Raw genomic sequence first — 15,821 nt, 5'->3', positions numbered from 1 at the left:
CTATGCTTAAGGTTAAATTGATAGAGCATACACCGAGTCCAGAAAAAGTAGTAGCGTCAGCGGCCAAACTTTGTTATAGTCAAGTAGGGGTTGATGAAATATTAGAAAACTTGGATGAAGAAAAGACACAGAAGTTTTTGGATATGTTAATGACCTATGGACATCACTCCCCAATAGAGCATGTGAGCTTTACTTTTGCAATTGAGGGAGTATCTAGGAGCTTAACTCATCAATTAGTTAGGCATAGGGTAGCATCATATTCCCAGCAAAGCCAAAGATACGTTAGGCTAGAACAATTTGAATACATAATACCACCGAATATTGAAGAAAATGAGAAGGCAAAAGAAATTTTTATGAGATCTATGAGTCGTGTTCAGGAAGAGTATAATCAATTAGTGGATATACTATGTACAGAGGAATTAGATAATCTTGTAAAAGAATACTTAGATGCTAAAGGATTGGTAAATCCTGAGGAAATTGAGGAAAAACAATACAGAAACATTAAGAGTAAAGCTGAGAAAAAGGCTATTGAGGACGCACGATATGTGTTTCCAAATGCTTGTGAAACTAAAATTATAGCCACTATGAATGCTAGGGAGTTAATACATTTCTTTAATCATAGATGTTGCAATCGGGCTCAATGGGAGATACGCCAGATGGCGAAGGAAATGCTTGTGCAAGCTAGAAAAGTAGCACCTGTGCTATTTAAATATGCAGGTCCAAGTTGTGTCAATGGCCCATGTCCTGAAGGTGGTATGTGTTGTGGCAAGATGCTAGATATAAGAAAAGAATATGAAATTAAATAGATAAAGTGAAAGAGGGATTTAAAATGAGCGACAATAAAAAATATCAAGGAAACAAAGGAAGTCAAGAAGGACGATCAAGTCAAGGCAGTAGAGGATTTTCAGGTGGTAAACCAGAAAAAGGTGGTGCTCCATATAGAGGATCTAGAACCAACGAACACGCTACTAAAGAAAATAGAGATTTTTCAAGCGGTAGAGGAGATAAAAGCAAGGCAACCCCTAGAAGAAATAGACAAGGCGAAGAGAGTTTAGTTGAAAATAAGAAAGCTACTAGAGAGAGAGCACAAGTAAATCCTAGAAGTAGCAGTATCAATCAAGAAGTTGAAGTTAAGGCACTCAGGGAAGATTTAATTGAAGGTAGGAATGCAGTTATAGAAGCACTAAAGTCAGATAGAACTATAGAGTATATTCTTATTGCCAAGGGAGATACAACAGGATCTATAAGTGTAGTAATGGCACTAGCTAAAGAAAAGGGAATTGTTACAAAAGAGGTTGACAGAAGAAAACTAGATGAAATGTCTCAAACCTCATCACACCAAGGTGTTATGGCTATAGTAACCCCTTACAAATACTTTGGATTAAACGACATATTTAAATATGCAGAGGAAAAGGGAGAAAAACCTTTTATAATTATACTAGATGAAATCGAAGATCCACATAACTTTGGGTCTATAATAAGAACTGCTGAAGTATGTGGTGCTCATGGAATAATAATACCTAAGAGAAAAAATGTAGGTGCTACACCAGTAGTATATAAAACATCAGCTGGTGCAATTGAACATGTTAAAATAGCAAAAGTAACTAATATAAACGCAGCTATAGAAGAAATAAAAGAGCGTGGAGTATGGGTCTATGGTGCAGATATGGATGCTGAGGATTATGTTTTCAATACAGATTTAACTGGTGCAGTAGCTTTAGTTATTGGAAGTGAAGGTAGAGGTATTTCTAAACTTACTAAAGAAAAGTGCGATGTATTAGTAAAGATACCTATGGTTGGAAAGATAACATCTTTAAACGCATCGGTTGCTAGTGGCATAATAATGTATGAAATTATGAAGCAAAAAATCAGATGAGGTAAAAAGTGAAAACAGTTTTCGTTGATGGGTATAACGTTATTAATAGTTGGCCAAATCTTAAGGGGATAAAAGATTATAGCTATGAAGCTTCCCGTGAGCAACTCATTGACATACTTCAAAATTACTCTGAGTTTAAAGGTTACAAGATGTTTATAGTGTTCGATGCGCACATGGTTAAAGGTAGTCTTGAAAAAAAAGAAAGACTAGGAAACCTAGTTGTTGTTTTTACAAAAGAGGGTGAAACAGCGGATGTATTCATTGAAAAGATGGTGAATAACATAGGACGAAAATCTGAAGTATCCGTTGTTACATCAGACTCTATTGAGCAACAAGTTACCTTTCAAAGAGGTGCTACTAGAATGTCTTCTATAGAATTTTATCATGAAGTAATTAGTATAGAAAAAAAGATTCAAATGAAGACAGAAAAAAAGTATTTGGAAAAAAGGAACTTATTAGAAGATAGAATAGATGAGGAAACATTAAAGAAACTTGAAAAAATACGGAGGAGCCATTGAATTGTCTTGACTATAGAAATTCCTCTAAGGTATAATCATCTATATGACACATGTTTGGTGTGGAGGGGATGTTTGTTGGAGAAAATCGTTAAAGCCAGTGTGGATAACTCATGCTTTGGAGATAGATTGGATGAAGAAGTAGTTATTGAAGCACAAAAAAAAAATGTTAGAGCACAAGAATACTTAATTAATAAGTACAAAAACTTTGTTAAGGCTAAGGCGAAGTCTTATTTTTTGATTGGCGCCGATAAGGAAGACATTTACCAAGAAGGTATGATAGGTCTCTATAAGGCTATTAGGGATTTTAAGGCAGATAGACTATCTTCTTTTAGAGCGTTTGCCGAAATCTGTGTTACAAGGCAGATAATCACAGCAATAAAAACAGCCACTCGCCAAAAACATATTCCTCTAAATACATATATCTCTTTAAATAAACCAATATATGATGAGGAGTCAGATAGAACGTTGTTAGATGTGCTATCAGGTGCTAAAATTACTGATCCAGAAGAATTAGTTATCAGTAAGGAAGAAGTTGCAAACATTCAAAATGAAATTGGGGAAGTTCTTTCAGAACTCGAGATGGAAGTTCTAATGTCCTACTTAGACGGTAAGTCTTATCAAGAGATTGCCTGTGATTTAGACAGACATGCAAAGTCTATAGATAATGCACTGCAAAGAGTAAAAAGAAAATTAGAAAAATGTCTAAGTAAAAGGTGAAAAACTATTGACAATTAAAACAAAGAATAGTAAAATTAATAACTGGTGTATAGCTTTTAGTTGTATGTCAGCGGGAGTAGCTCAGTGGTAGAGCACCAGCTTCCCAAGCTGGGTGCCGCGGGTTCGATACCCGTTTCCCGCTCCAAACTAAGTGCCCATATAGCTCAGTCGGTAGAGCGTCACCTTGGTAAGGTGGAGGTCACCGGTTCAATCCCGGTTATGGGCTCCACAATTATTAAAGGCATACAACACACTAGGATAAGTTTACTTGCACAAAAGTGTAATTATTTATATAAGGAGGAATACAAAATGGCAAAGGCAAAATTTGAAAGAAGCAAACCACACGTAAACATTGGAACAATAGGACACGTAGATCACGGTAAGACAACATTAACAGCAGCAATAACAGCAGTACTTTCAACAAAAGGATTGGCTGAAGCATCAAGATTTGACCAAATTGATAAAGCACCAGAGGAAAGAGAAAGAGGAATTACAATCAATACATCACACGTTGAGTATCAAACAGATACAAGACACTATGCACATGTTGATTGCCCAGGTCACGCGGATTATGTAAAGAACATGATCACAGGAGCAGCACAAATGGACGGAGCAATACTAGTTGTTAGTGCTGCAGATGGTCCAATGCCTCAAACAAGAGAGCATATACTATTAGCAAGCAGAGTTGGAGTAGGATATATAGTAGTATTCTTAAACAAAGCAGATATGGTAGATGACCCAGAATTATTAGAATTAGTTGAAATGGAAATCAGAGAACTATTAAGCGAGTATGACTTCCCAGGCGATGACATTCCAGTAGTAACAGGATCAGCATTAAAAGCATTAGAAAATCCAACAGATCCAGAAGCATCAAAATGCATACTTGATTTAATGGAAGCTGTAGACACTTACATTCCAACACCAACAAGATTAACAGACAAACCATTCTTAATGCCTGTAGAAGACGTATTTACAATTACAGGAAGAGGAACAGTAGCAACAGGAAGAGTTGAAACTGGAGTACTTAAAGTTGGAGAAGAAGTAGAAATAGTTGGACTTAGCGAAGATAAAAGAAAAGTAGTATGTACAGGAGTAGAGATGTTCAGAAAGCTTCTTGATTCAGCAATGGCAGGAGACAACATCGGAGCATTATTAAGAGGAGTACAAAGAACTGACATTGAGAGAGGACAAGTGCTTGCAAAGCCAGGTTCAGTACATCCACATGATAAATTTGTAGGTCAAGTATATGTACTTAAAAAAGAAGAAGGCGGAAGACACACTCCATTCTTCGACGGATACAGACCACAGTTTTACTTTAGAACAACTGACGTAACAGGTTCAATCAAATTACCAGACGGAATGGAAATGGTAATGCCAGGAGACCACATTGACATGAATGTTGAATTAATCACTCAAGTAGCAATGGATGAAGGATTAAGATTTGCAATCAGAGAAGGTGGAAGAACAGTAGGTTCAGGAGTTGTTACTTCAATAGTTAAATAATATAATAGAAGCCCACAATATAATTGATCATAAAATAGAACTAAGCTTTAAGCTTAGTTCTATAAAAGAAAGTATGTATGTTTTGTTTGAAGCGACGGGAACGTTTAATGAAAAAACACCTTGAACTAATTCATTGACATATGTACTGAGTTATGATAAATTGTTTAAGTAAAATAAAAAGCTAAGGATAGCATAGTGCTTATTAAGCACAAACTTCCTTAAATAGGTGGAAAATCGGGAGGTGTAGATTGTGAGAGTAAAAGTAACTTTAGCATGTACTGATTGCAAACAGAGAAATTACAATACAATGAAAAACAAAAAAAATAACCCAGATAGAATAGAAATGAAGAAATACTGTAAGTTCTGCCACAAACATACACTTCATAAAGAGACAAAATAATACAGCATAAAACACAAAACGTTGGGGGATGCGAGTAAAATGACTGTTAACGGGAAGATTAAAGCAAAAAGTAAATCAAACCAAAACGGAATAGTCAATTTTTTCAAGGATCTTAAGGCAGAAGCAAAAAGAATAACTTGGCCTTCAAAAAAAGACATTAAAAAAGCAACTATTGCAGTGGCAAGCTTTTCTTTCCTTTATGTAGTCTTTGTAGGTTTCTTGGATTATGGTTTTAATAACCTCTATAAAATAATCTTTAAATAGGGTAAAAGAAGGAGGTAGGGGACGGAGTACTCCACCCCTTGAGCTATGGCAGATAAAGCAAAATGGTATGTTGTACATACATATTCTGGTTACGAAAATAAAGTTAAAGCCAATCTAGAAAAGGCAATCGAAAATAGAAATCTTGAAGAATACGTACACGATATTCAAGTTCCTATGGAAGAGCAAGTTGAAGTAAAGGATGGAAAGAAAAAAATAACTTTTAAAAAGGTATTTCCAGGTTATGTAATGGTTAAAATGCTTATGACAGATGAATCTTGGTATATAGTTAGAAATACTAGAGGCGTAACGGGATTCGTAGGACCAGGGTCTAAGCCTGTTGCTCTTACTGAAGATGAAGTTAGAACTATGGGTATATCAGAAAAGACTATAGTTGTTGACTACGAAATAGGTGAGAATATCCAGGTTACATTTGGGCCATTCGAAGGATTTGTTGCGTTAATACAAGAAATTCATTTGGAGAAGCAAACGATTAAGGCACTTATAAACATGTTCGGCAGAGAAACGCCTGTTGAACTAGAGTTCAATCAAATACAAAAATTAGACTAGGTACTAAGTGGGAGGATTTTTAATCCGCATCACCACAATATAGGAGGTATATACTCATGGCTAAGAAAATAACAGGAATGATAAAACTTCAACTTCCTGCAGGAAAAGCAACTCCAGCACCACCAGTTGGTCCAGCACTTGGACAACACGGTGTTAATATCATGGGATTCTGTAAGGAATTCAACGCAAAAACTGCTGATCAAGCAGGTATGATAACACCAGTAGTTATAACTGTATATCAAGATAGATCTTTTAGTTTCATATTAAAAACTCCACCAGCAGCTGTATTATTAAAGAAAGCAGTTGGACTTGAAAGTGGTTCAGGAGTTCCAAATAAAACTAAAATTGCTACTATTTCTAAAGCTAAAGTAAAAGAAATAGCAGAAATCAAGATGCCAGACTTAAATGCAGCATCAGTAGAAGCTGCTATGAGCATGATAGCTGGAACAGCAAGAAGTATGGGAATAGTTGTTGAAGAATAATTTTCGATTATAGTGGGAGGTAAAAACCGTTATAACCACGAAGGAGGATACTAATATGGGAAAAAATTACATAGAGAGCGCTAAACTTGTTGACAAGAACGCTCTATATACGCCAATAGAAGCTATGGAACTTGCGGTGAAAACTGCTAAAGCTAAGTTTGACGAAACTATTGAACTTGCTGTAAAACTTGGTGTTGATCCAAGACATGCAGACCAACAAGTAAGAGGTGCAGTAGTGCTTCCTCATGGAACAGGTAAAACAGTTAGAGTTTTAGTTTTCGCTAAAGGTGAAAAAGCTAAAGAAGCAGAACTAGCAGGCGCTGATTTTGTTGGAAATGATGATTTAGTTGAAAAGATCCAAAAAGAAAGCTGGTTTGCATTTGATGTAGTTGTTGCTACACCGGATATGATGGGTGTTGTTGGTAAGTTAGGTAGAGTACTTGGACCTAAAGGATTAATGCCAAATCCTAAATCAGGAACAGTTACATTTGATGTTGCTAAAGCAATAGCTGAGATCAAAGCTGGTAAAGTTGAATATAGAGTTGACAAGACTTCTATTGTCCATGTACCACTTGGAAAAAAATCTTTTGGTGCAGAAAAACTAGCTGAAAATTTCCATGCTTTAATGGAAGCAGTAGTTAAAGCTAAACCATCAGCAGCTAAAGGACAATACTTAAAATCAGTATCAGTTTCAAGCACTATGGGACCTGGAGTAAAAGTTAATCCAACTAAAGTGTTAGACTAGTATTGACAAAAAGATTTAAGCATGTTACAATGTTTAAAGTAAAATAGATAATATTCCGTAGATAGCAGGTGCGAAAGCGTAAAAACAAATGCCTGCCGAGGATTCCAATAAATGTACTTATGTGCGGATATTAGGTCTCTTCGTTTCTACGGAGAGACTTTATTTTTTCATAAAGCAGTTAAAAACTGTGAGGAGGTGGATACACAGTGTTAAGCAATAATAGACAATTAAAAGAAGCAAAAGTGGCAGAAATCAAAGAAAAATTAGAAAAAGCTCAAGGTGTAGTACTTAGTCAGTATCAAGGTCTAAATGTAGAAGACGATACATTATTAAGAAAAAACCTTAGAGAAGCTGGAGTAGAATATAAAGTTTATAAAAACACTTTAGTTATTCTAGCAGCTAGAGAATTAGGGATTGAAGGTATAGTAGCTCACTTACAAGGACCTATTTCAATAGCATTTGGATATGAAGAACCAACTGCTCCTGCTAGAGTTTTAAATGAGTTTGCAAAAACCCACAAAAAATTAGAGCTTAAAGCAGCTATAATACAAGGTCAAGTATTTGATGGCGCTCAAGTTAATGAGTTAGCATCAATACCACCAAGAAATGTTCTTATTGCAAAATTACTTGGAAGCTTCAAAGCTCCAATATCAAATCTTGCATACGTATTGAACTCAATTAAAGAGCAAAAGGAATCAGCTCAATAATATTTAAAGTATTAAGCTGAAAGACATTGCAAATTAACTTTAATTGATTCAAGTTAAGCCTTTTATAAGGTAAGTGTAAAATATACATGAAAAAAATTCGGAGGTGCCTTTATAATGACAAGAGAAGAAATTATTCAAGCAGTAAAAGATATGAGTGTTTTAGAATTAAATGAATTAGTAAAAGCTTGCGAAGAGGAATTTGGCGTAAGTGCTGCAGCACCAGTTGCAGCTGCAGGAGTTGCAGCAGTATCTGCTGAAGAAAAAACTGAATTTGATGTAGTTTTAATGAGTGCAGGCCCTAACAAAATTAAAGTTATTAAAGTTGTTAGAGAATTAACTGGACTAGGATTAAAAGAAGCTAAAGATATAGTTGATGGAGCTCCTAAAACAATTAAAGAAGGCGCTAGCAAAGAAGATGCTGAAGGCATGAAAGCTAAACTTGAAGAAGTTGAAGGCGTAGTAGAAATAAAATAATTTAATTTAATTATGAAACAGGGCACTTTTATATAAGAGTGCCCTGTTTTTGAAAAGTTATGTTGACATGGAATTATAATTGTGATAACATAGCATAATGCACTTAAAGTTAGTAGTTTAACATAAAGAGATGTAATTACTGGCGAATGTGAATTAAATTAACAGAACTGGTTATAATAACATGATGAAAATGTGTGAATCCAGAAACACAAAGTCCTAGGGGAAAGTGTGTTTTTGGTTATTTTAGTTTATGCAAGGGGTGAAAGCTGATGGTACATCCTGTCCAATTAGGTAAAAGAACAAGAATGAGTTTTTCAAAGATAAGAGAAGTAACTGATATGCCAAATTTAATTGAGATACAGTTAGACTCTTACAATTGGTTTTTAGAAGAGGGACTTCAAGAGGTTTTTGACGATATAAATCCTATACAGGATTATACTGGTAACCTTGTACTAGAGTTTATAGGATACAAACTTGATACGGATAATATTAAGTATTCTGTAGAACAATGCAAGGAAAGAGATACAACTTATGCAGCGCCTTTAAAAGTTAAGGTTAGATTGCGTAATAATGAAACTGGCGAAATCAAAGAGCAAGAAGTCTTTATGGGAGACTTCCCGCTAATGACAGAGCAAGGGACATTTGTTATTAATGGAGCGGAAAGGGTAATAGTAAGTCAATTGGTTAGATCACCAGGGGTTTATTATAATTACTCCGTTGATAAAACAGGAAAAAAACTTTATTCTGCAACAGTAATTCCAAATAGGGGAGCTTGGCTTGAATATGAAACAGACTCTAATGATATTGTATATATTAGAATCGACAAGACAAGGAAATTACCTATAAGTGTTTTAGCTAGGGCTATGATGGAGAATGGTAGTGACTTAGACTTACAACAATTACTTGGTGAAGAAGAAAGATTAAAAGCTACAGTAGAGAAAGATAATACTAAAACAAGAGAAGAGGCACTTATAGAAATATACAAAAGATTAAGGCCAGGTGAACCACCTACAGTTGATAGTGCTGTATCTCTTATTGATTCACTATTCTTTGATGCGAAAAGATATGATTTGTCAAGAGTTGGTAGATATAAATTCAATAAGAAATTATCAATAAACCATAGAATTGCAAATCAAATTTCTGCCGAGAATATTGTTAATCCTATAACTGGAGAAGTTATAGTTGAAAAGGATCAAAAGATAGACAGAGAAACTGCTCTAGAAATTCAAGATTTAGGAATTAATGTAGTTGATCTACAAATAGAAGACAAAGTAATAAGAGTAGTAGGAAATCACTTTGTTAACATTCATAAAGTAGTTAAATTTGATATTTCTGATCTTAATATTAGAGAGATGGTTCATTATCCAACATTAAAAGAAATATTAGATAATTTTAGTGATGAAGATTCAATTAAAGAACAAATAAAAAACAATAAAACTAGATTAATACCAAAACATATAATTAAAGATGATATGTATGCTACAGTGAGCTACGAGTTAGGACTAACTTATGATATCGGTTATATTGATGATATTGATCATTTAGGAAATAGAAGAATTAGGTCTGTGGGAGAACTTCTGCAGAATCAATTCAGAATAGGTTTATCTAGAATGGAAAGGGTTGTCAAAGAGAGAATGACAATTCAAGATCAAGAGGGGATAACACCTCAGGCACTTATTAACATAAGACCTGTGGCAGCAGCAATAAAAGAGTTCTTTGGAAGTTCTCAACTATCTCAGTTTATGGATCAAACAAATCCATTATCAGAACTTACAAACAAGAGAAGATTGTCTGCACTAGGACCAGGTGGACTTTCAAGGGAAAGAGCTGGATTTGAAGTTAGAGACGTTCATTACTCGCATTATGGTAGAATGTGTCCAATAGAAACGCCAGAAGGACCCAATATAGGGCTTATAAACTCTCTTGCAAGCTATGCTAAAGTGAATGAGTATGGATTCATTGAGACACCATACAGAGTTGTAGACAAAAAAACATCGGTAATTACTGATAAGATTTTGTATATGACCGCAGATGAAGAAGATGCATATCTAGTTGCACAGGCTAGTGAGCCAATTAGTGAAGAAGGTACTTTCGTAGATAAAAAAGTATCAGTAAGAAGTAAGGCGGAAGTAATGGTTGTTCCAAGAGAAGAAGTAGACCTTATGGATATATCCCCAAGGCAGATAGTTTCTGTTGCAACAGCTATGATTCCATTTCTTGAAAATGACGATGCAAGTCGTGCGCTAATGGGATCAAACATGCAACGTCAAGCCGTGCCACTACTTAAAGCACAAGCACCTATTATAGGTACTGGAATTGAGTACAGAGCAGCGGTAGATTCTGGTGTTCTTCCAAAGGCGAAAAATGCTGGTATCGTTGAATATGTAAGTGCTAATGAAATTAAGGTAAGAAGAGACTCAGATAGCGGGTTAGATGTTTATAAAATTCTTAAGTTTAAAAGATCCAATCAAGGTACGTGTATAAATCAAAAACCTATAGTTAATAAAGGTGAAAAAGTTGAAGTAAATACAGTACTCGCAGATGGACCTTCAACAGACCTTGGAGAAATAGCATTAGGTAAGAACATACGTATAGGATTTGTAACTTGGGAAGGTTATAACTACGAGGATGCAATGTTAATATCTGAAGAACTTGTTCGTGATGACATATTTACTTCAGTTCACATTGAAGAATATGAATCAGAGGCAAGAGATACAAAACTTGGACCTGAGGAAATAACTAGAGATATCCCAAATGTCGGCGATGAAGCACTTAAAGATATAGATGAACGTGGAATAATAAGAATAGGTGCAGAAGTAAGATCTGGAGACATCCTAGTAGGTAAAGTTACTCCAAAGGGTGAAACAGAACTTACAGCTGAAGAAAGATTATTAAGGGCTATATTTGGTGAAAAAGCAAGAGAAGTAAGAGATACATCACTTAGAGTGCCACATGGCGAAGCTGGAATAATAGTTGACGTGAAAGTATTTACTAGAGAAAATGGTGATGAACTTCCGCCAGGTGTGAACGAACTAGTTAGATGCTATATAGCTCAAAAGAGAAAGATATCTGTAGGCGATAAGATGGCAGGAAGACATGGTAACAAGGGAGTTATCTCTAGGGTATTACCAGTGGAGGATATGCCGTTCTTACCTGATGGAAGAGCAGTTCAAATATGTTTAAATCCACTAGGGGTACCTTCTCGTATGAACATAGGTCAGGTATTAGAGGTCCACTTAGGATGGGCGGCTAGTGAACTAGGCTGGCACATTGCAACACCAGTATTTGATGGTGCTCTAGAGGAAGAAATTGAGGCGTGCTTAGAAAAAGCAGGATATAATGCAGATGGAAAAACAGAACTATATGATGGAAGAACTGGAGAAGCATTTGATAGCAGGGTTACTGTTGGATATATGTACATCTTAAAGCTACATCATTTGGTAGATGATAAAATACATGCTAGATCAACAGGCCCTTATTCTTTAGTAACTCAACAACCTCTAGGTGGTAAAGCTCAGTTTGGTGGGCAAAGATTTGGAGAGATGGAAGTTTGGGCACTAGAAGCTTACGGTTCAGCTCATACATTACAAGAAATCTTAACAGTTAAATCTGATGACGTTGTAGGTAGAGTTAAAACTTATGAAGCAATAGTAAAAGGCGAAAATATACCAGAGCCAGGTGTACCTGAGTCCTTCAAAGTTCTTATAAAAGAATTACAAGCGCTGTGCCTAAATGTTAAAGTTCTGACTGATGAGTTAGAAGAAATTAAACTTAAGGAATCAGTTGATGATGAAATTGAAGAATTGAATTTAAGTGTTAACATAGAAGGTTCAGAAGATATAATTCCGGAACCGCCATTGGAAGAGTACATTGAACTTATAGATGAAGATGAGGAAATAGACATTGATATAAATTACAATGAAATACCCTTAGAAGATTTTGGTGAAGACTTAGAATTAAATGATTTTAATGATGAACATTAAAATTAACATTATTATGAAGGGAGGATGTACCCTTGTTTGAATTTAATAATTTTGATGCTATTCAAATAGGTTTAGCATCACCAGAACAAATCAGAGAATGGTCAAAAGGTGAAGTAAAAAAACCTGAGACTATAAACTATAGAACGTTAAAACCTGAAAGAGATGGACTGTTTTGTGAGAGAATATTTGGACCAATTAAAGATTGGGAATGCCATTGTGGAAAGTACAAAAGAGTAAGATATAAAGGAATAGTTTGTGATAGATGTGGTGTTGAAGTTACAAAGTCTAAGGTAAGACGTGAAAGAATGGGGCATATTGAACTAGCTGCCCCAGTATCTCACATTTGGTATTTCAAAGGAATACCATCTCGTATGGGACTTATTTTAGATATGTCACCTAGATCACTAGAAAAAATTCTTTATTTTGCTTGCTATGTAGTATTGGATCCAAAAGAAACATCATTACTTAAAAAACAAATCCTTAGTGAAAAAGAATATAGGGAAGCTATTGATAAGTTTGGAAATGATAGTTTTGTAGCTGGAATGGGTGCTGAATCTGTAAAGGTACTTTTAAGGGATATAAACTTAGAAGAATTATCTAAGGAATTGAAAGAAGACCTAAAAACAAGTTCAGGGCAAAAGAGAATTAGAAGTATAAGAAGATTAGATGTATCAGAATCATTCAGAAAGTCTAAAAACAAACCTGAATGGATGATAATTGATGTAATCCCAGTAATACCTCCTGATTTAAGACCAATGGTACAATTAGATGGAGGAAGATTTGCTACTTCTGATTTGAATGACTTGTATAGAAGAGTTATAAACAGAAACAATAGGCTAAAAAAGCTTCTAGATTTAGGGGCTCCAGATATAATTGTTAGAAATGAAAAAAGAATGCTTCAAGAAGCTGTAGATGCATTAATTGATAATGGAAGACGAGGAAGACCAGTTACAGGTCCAGGAAATAGACCTTTAAAATCTCTATCTGACATGTTAAAAGGAAAGCAAGGAAGATTTAGACAAAACTTACTTGGAAAGCGTGTTGACTATTCAGGTCGTTCTGTTATAGTTGTTGGTCCTGAACTTAAAATGTATCAATGTGGACTTCCAAGAGAGATGGCTTTAGAATTATTCAAACCATTTGTTATGAAAAAGTTAGTTGGAAGCGGAGTTGCTCACAATATTAAGAGTGCTAAAAGAATGGTAGAAAGAGTTATGCCTCAAGTATGGGATGTACTTGAAGAAGTAATATCTGATCATCCAGTACTACTAAATCGTGCACCTACACTTCATAGACTAGGAATTCAAGCGTTTCAACCTGTTCTTGTAGAGGGAAGGGCTATTAAGCTACATCCTCTTGTATGTACAGCTTATAACGCTGACTTTGATGGAGATCAAATGGCAGTACATGTACCGTTATCTGTAGAAGCTCAAGCTGAATCAAGATTTTTAATGCTTGCTGCACATAATATTATGAAGCCATCCGATGGTAAACCAGTGTGTGTGCCTACTCAAGATATGGTTTTAGGTGCTTACTACTTAACTCTCGATAAAGATGGTGCTAAAGGTGAGGGAAGATCATTCTCATCACCAGATGAAGTAATAATGGCTTATGAAGTAAAGGATATTGAAATTCATGCTAAAATTAAAGTTAAAGTATCTGGCATCGTTAATGGTGTTAGTATAACTTCAATTGTAGAAACTACACCAGGAAAATTAATCTTTAATGAAACCATACCGCAAGATTTGGGATTTGTTGATAGAAGCATACCTGGCAATGAAATGAAATTTGAGATCGACTTCTTAGTTAGTAAAAAGAACCTAGGTGGTATTATTGATAAGTGCTACTTAAAATATGGTCCTTCAGAAACTTCTAAGATGCTAGACAGAATTAAGGCTAAGGGATATCATTACTCAACAATTGGAGCAATTACTGTTGCTACATCTGACATGGTAATTCCAGTTGCTAAAAAAGCATTGCTTGCAGAGGCGGATGAAACTGTTGATAAAATTGAAAAAATGTATCGCAGGGGATTAATTTCAGAAGAAGAAAGATATGAAAGAGTAATAGAAAAATGGACTAAGACTACAGAAGATGTTGCAAATGCATTAATGGATAGCATGGATAAATTCAATCCAATATTCATGATGGCAGATTCAGGTGCCAGAGGATCTAAGAGTCAGATCAAGCAATTAGCAGGTATGAGAGGTCTTATGGCTAATCCATCCGGTAAGATAATTGAGTTACCTATTAGAGCATCATTTAGAGATGGACTAAGCGTATTAGAGTATTTCATTTCAACACACGGAGCTAGAAAAGGTAACGCAGATACTGCTCTTAAGACAGCTGACTCAGGATATCTAACAAGAAGACTTGTTGATGTATGTCAAGATGTTATAGTAAGACATGAAGATTGCGGAACTGTTGAAGGTTTTGAAGTTTCAGAAATCCGTGATGGCAGTGAAGTAATAGAGCAGTTAGTTGAAAGATTAACTGGAAGATATTCTGCTGAGGATATTGTTCATCCGAAAACAGGAGTAGTAATAGTTCCTAAGGATGAATACATGGATATTAAATTAGCGGAAGAAGTTCAAAAGGCTGGCGTAAAGAAAGTTAGAATTAGATCAGTATTTACATGCAGGGCTAAAATTGGAGTTTGTGCTAAGTGTTATGGAATGAATATGGCAACTTCACAAAAAATCAATATTGGAGAAGCTGTAGGTATAATTGCAGCTCAATCCATAGGAGAGCCAGGAACACAACTTACAATGAGAACATTCCATACAGGTGGAGTAGCTGGATCAGATATAACTCAAGGTCTTCCAAGGGTTGAGGAATTATTTGAAGCTAGAAAACCAAAGGGTTTGGCAATAGTAAGTGATGTGTGTGGTAGTGTTAAAATGGAAGATACTAAGAAAAAGAGAGTTGTAATTGTAGTTAGTGATTCAGGAGAAGAATTTAGCTATGATATACCATTTGGATCAAGATTAAAAGTTGCAAATGGAGATAGGATAGAAGCTGGAGATGAGGTAATCGAAGGATCAGTTAATCCACATGATATATTAAGAATCAAAGGGGTTAATGGAGTTAAAAATTACTTATCATCAGAGGTACAAAAGGTTTATAGACTTCAAGGTGTTGATATTAATGATAAGCATTTAGAGGTTGTTGTAAGACAAATGACAAGAAAAGTGAAAGTTGAGGAATCTGGAGATACTGAATTACTACCAGGAAACTTAGTTGATATTTTTGCTTTTGAAGATGCTAATGCGAAGGTTGAAGCTGAAGGTGGTGTGCCTGCAGAAGGAAAAATCTCTCTACTAGGTATAACAAAAGCCGCACTTGCAACTGAATCATTCCTATCAGCAGCGTCATTCCAAGAAACTACAAGAGTGCTTACTGATGCAGCTATTAAAGGTAAAATTGATCCATTACTTGGATTAAAGGAAAATGTAATAATTGGTAAGCTAATACCAGCTGGTACTGGTATGACAAGATATAGAACTATAAAAATAAATACTGAAGATGAAGAAAAGCCAGAAGTTGAAAATGATTTTGAAGTATAAATTATAACTAGTTGACAGG

The 15,821-nt window shown here is 35.2% G+C and carries 14 protein-coding genes, 2 tRNA genes and 1 other annotated feature; all 16 genes read left to right on the top strand.

The genetic code is table 11. The features are described from left to right. The first annotated feature begins 2 nt into the window (after window positions 1-2). The 16 genes from thyX (at window position 3) to rpoC (ending at window position 15,802) form a co-directional block, all read left to right on the top strand. Window positions 3-806 carry an FAD-dependent thymidylate synthase gene (gene thyX, locus LGK97_RS11125; protein ID WP_226259840.1) on the top strand — a complete coding sequence of 268 codons (804 nt, stop codon included), beginning with the start codon at window positions 3-5 and terminating at the stop codon, window positions 804-806. Window positions 807-1,111: 305 nt separating this feature from the next. Next, the gene (rlmB, locus tag LGK97_RS11120) at window positions 1,112-1,876 is read left to right on the top strand and encodes a 23S rRNA (guanosine(2251)-2'-O)-methyltransferase RlmB (protein WP_226259860.1); all 765 of its coding nucleotides are present in this window, start codon (window positions 1,112-1,114) and stop codon (window positions 1,874-1,876) included. An 8-nt stretch (window positions 1,877-1,884) separates the two neighbouring features. Continuing rightward, entirely contained in the window at window positions 1,885-2,394 is a 510-nt protein-coding gene (locus tag LGK97_RS11115; protein WP_226259839.1) for an NYN domain-containing protein, read from the top strand. Window positions 2,395-2,469: 75 nt separating this feature from the next. Then, complete coding sequence (gene sigH / locus LGK97_RS11110) at window positions 2,470-3,111, top strand: RNA polymerase sporulation sigma factor SigH (RefSeq protein WP_226259838.1); 642 nt, start codon at window positions 2,470-2,472, stop codon at window positions 3,109-3,111. A 70-nt stretch (window positions 3,112-3,181) separates the two neighbouring features. Next, window positions 3,182-3,256 (top strand) — tRNA-Gly (locus tag LGK97_RS11105). An 8-nt stretch (window positions 3,257-3,264) separates the two neighbouring features. After that, a tRNA-Thr gene (locus LGK97_RS11100) sits at window positions 3,265-3,340 on the top strand. A gap of 80 nt (window positions 3,341-3,420) precedes the next feature. Further along, on the top strand, window positions 3,421-4,614 hold the full coding sequence (gene tuf / locus LGK97_RS11095) for an elongation factor Tu (RefSeq protein WP_226259837.1): 1,194 nt from the start codon (window positions 3,421-3,423) through the stop codon (window positions 4,612-4,614). 250 nt (window positions 4,615-4,864) lie between these two features. Continuing rightward, the gene (gene rpmG, locus LGK97_RS11090; protein ID WP_125002828.1) at window positions 4,865-5,014 is read left to right on the top strand and encodes a 50S ribosomal protein L33; all 150 of its coding nucleotides are present in this window, start codon (window positions 4,865-4,867) and stop codon (window positions 5,012-5,014) included. A 39-nt stretch (window positions 5,015-5,053) separates the two neighbouring features. Continuing rightward, entirely contained in the window at window positions 5,054-5,278 is a 225-nt protein-coding gene (gene secE / locus LGK97_RS11085) for a preprotein translocase subunit SecE (protein WP_226259836.1), read from the top strand. A gap of 45 nt (window positions 5,279-5,323) precedes the next feature. Continuing rightward, window positions 5,324-5,845, top strand: coding sequence for a transcription termination/antitermination protein NusG (nusG, locus tag LGK97_RS11080; RefSeq protein ID WP_226259835.1), 522 nt, complete (start codon window positions 5,324-5,326; stop codon window positions 5,843-5,845). A gap of 56 nt (window positions 5,846-5,901) precedes the next feature. Continuing rightward, window positions 5,902-6,327, top strand: coding sequence for a 50S ribosomal protein L11 (gene rplK / locus LGK97_RS11075; RefSeq protein ID WP_226259834.1), 426 nt, complete (start codon window positions 5,902-5,904; stop codon window positions 6,325-6,327). A 55-nt stretch (window positions 6,328-6,382) separates the two neighbouring features. Continuing rightward, complete coding sequence (gene rplA, locus LGK97_RS11070; RefSeq protein WP_226259833.1) at window positions 6,383-7,072, top strand: 50S ribosomal protein L1; 690 nt, start codon at window positions 6,383-6,385, stop codon at window positions 7,070-7,072. Window positions 7,073-7,109: 37 nt separating this feature from the next. Next, window positions 7,110-7,245, top strand: a sequence feature (ribosomal protein L10 leader region). A gap of 33 nt (window positions 7,246-7,278) precedes the next feature. Continuing rightward, complete coding sequence (gene rplJ / locus LGK97_RS11065) at window positions 7,279-7,779, top strand: 50S ribosomal protein L10 (protein WP_226259832.1); 501 nt, start codon at window positions 7,279-7,281, stop codon at window positions 7,777-7,779. Window positions 7,780-7,893: 114 nt separating this feature from the next. Next, window positions 7,894-8,253, top strand: coding sequence for a 50S ribosomal protein L7/L12 (rplL, locus tag LGK97_RS11060; RefSeq protein ID WP_226259831.1), 360 nt, complete (start codon window positions 7,894-7,896; stop codon window positions 8,251-8,253). 269 nt (window positions 8,254-8,522) lie between these two features. Then, window positions 8,523-12,236 carry a DNA-directed RNA polymerase subunit beta gene (gene rpoB / locus LGK97_RS11055; RefSeq protein ID WP_226259830.1) on the top strand — a complete coding sequence of 1,238 codons (3,714 nt, stop codon included), beginning with the start codon at window positions 8,523-8,525 and terminating at the stop codon, window positions 12,234-12,236. A 32-nt stretch (window positions 12,237-12,268) separates the two neighbouring features. Continuing rightward, a complete protein-coding gene (gene rpoC, locus LGK97_RS11050; RefSeq protein WP_226259829.1) occupies window positions 12,269-15,802 on the top strand; it encodes a DNA-directed RNA polymerase subunit beta' in 3,534 nt (1,177 codons plus the stop codon). Window positions 15,803-15,821: the final 19 nt, after the last annotated feature.

It is taken from the genome of Clostridium sp. CS001 (assembly GCF_020443565.1).
Classification (GTDB): Bacteria; Bacillota; Clostridia; order Clostridiales; family Clostridiaceae; genus Clostridium_AD.
The sequence above is the reverse complement of the archived record's forward strand: the minus strand, read 5'-3'. Positions and strand labels throughout refer to the sequence as shown.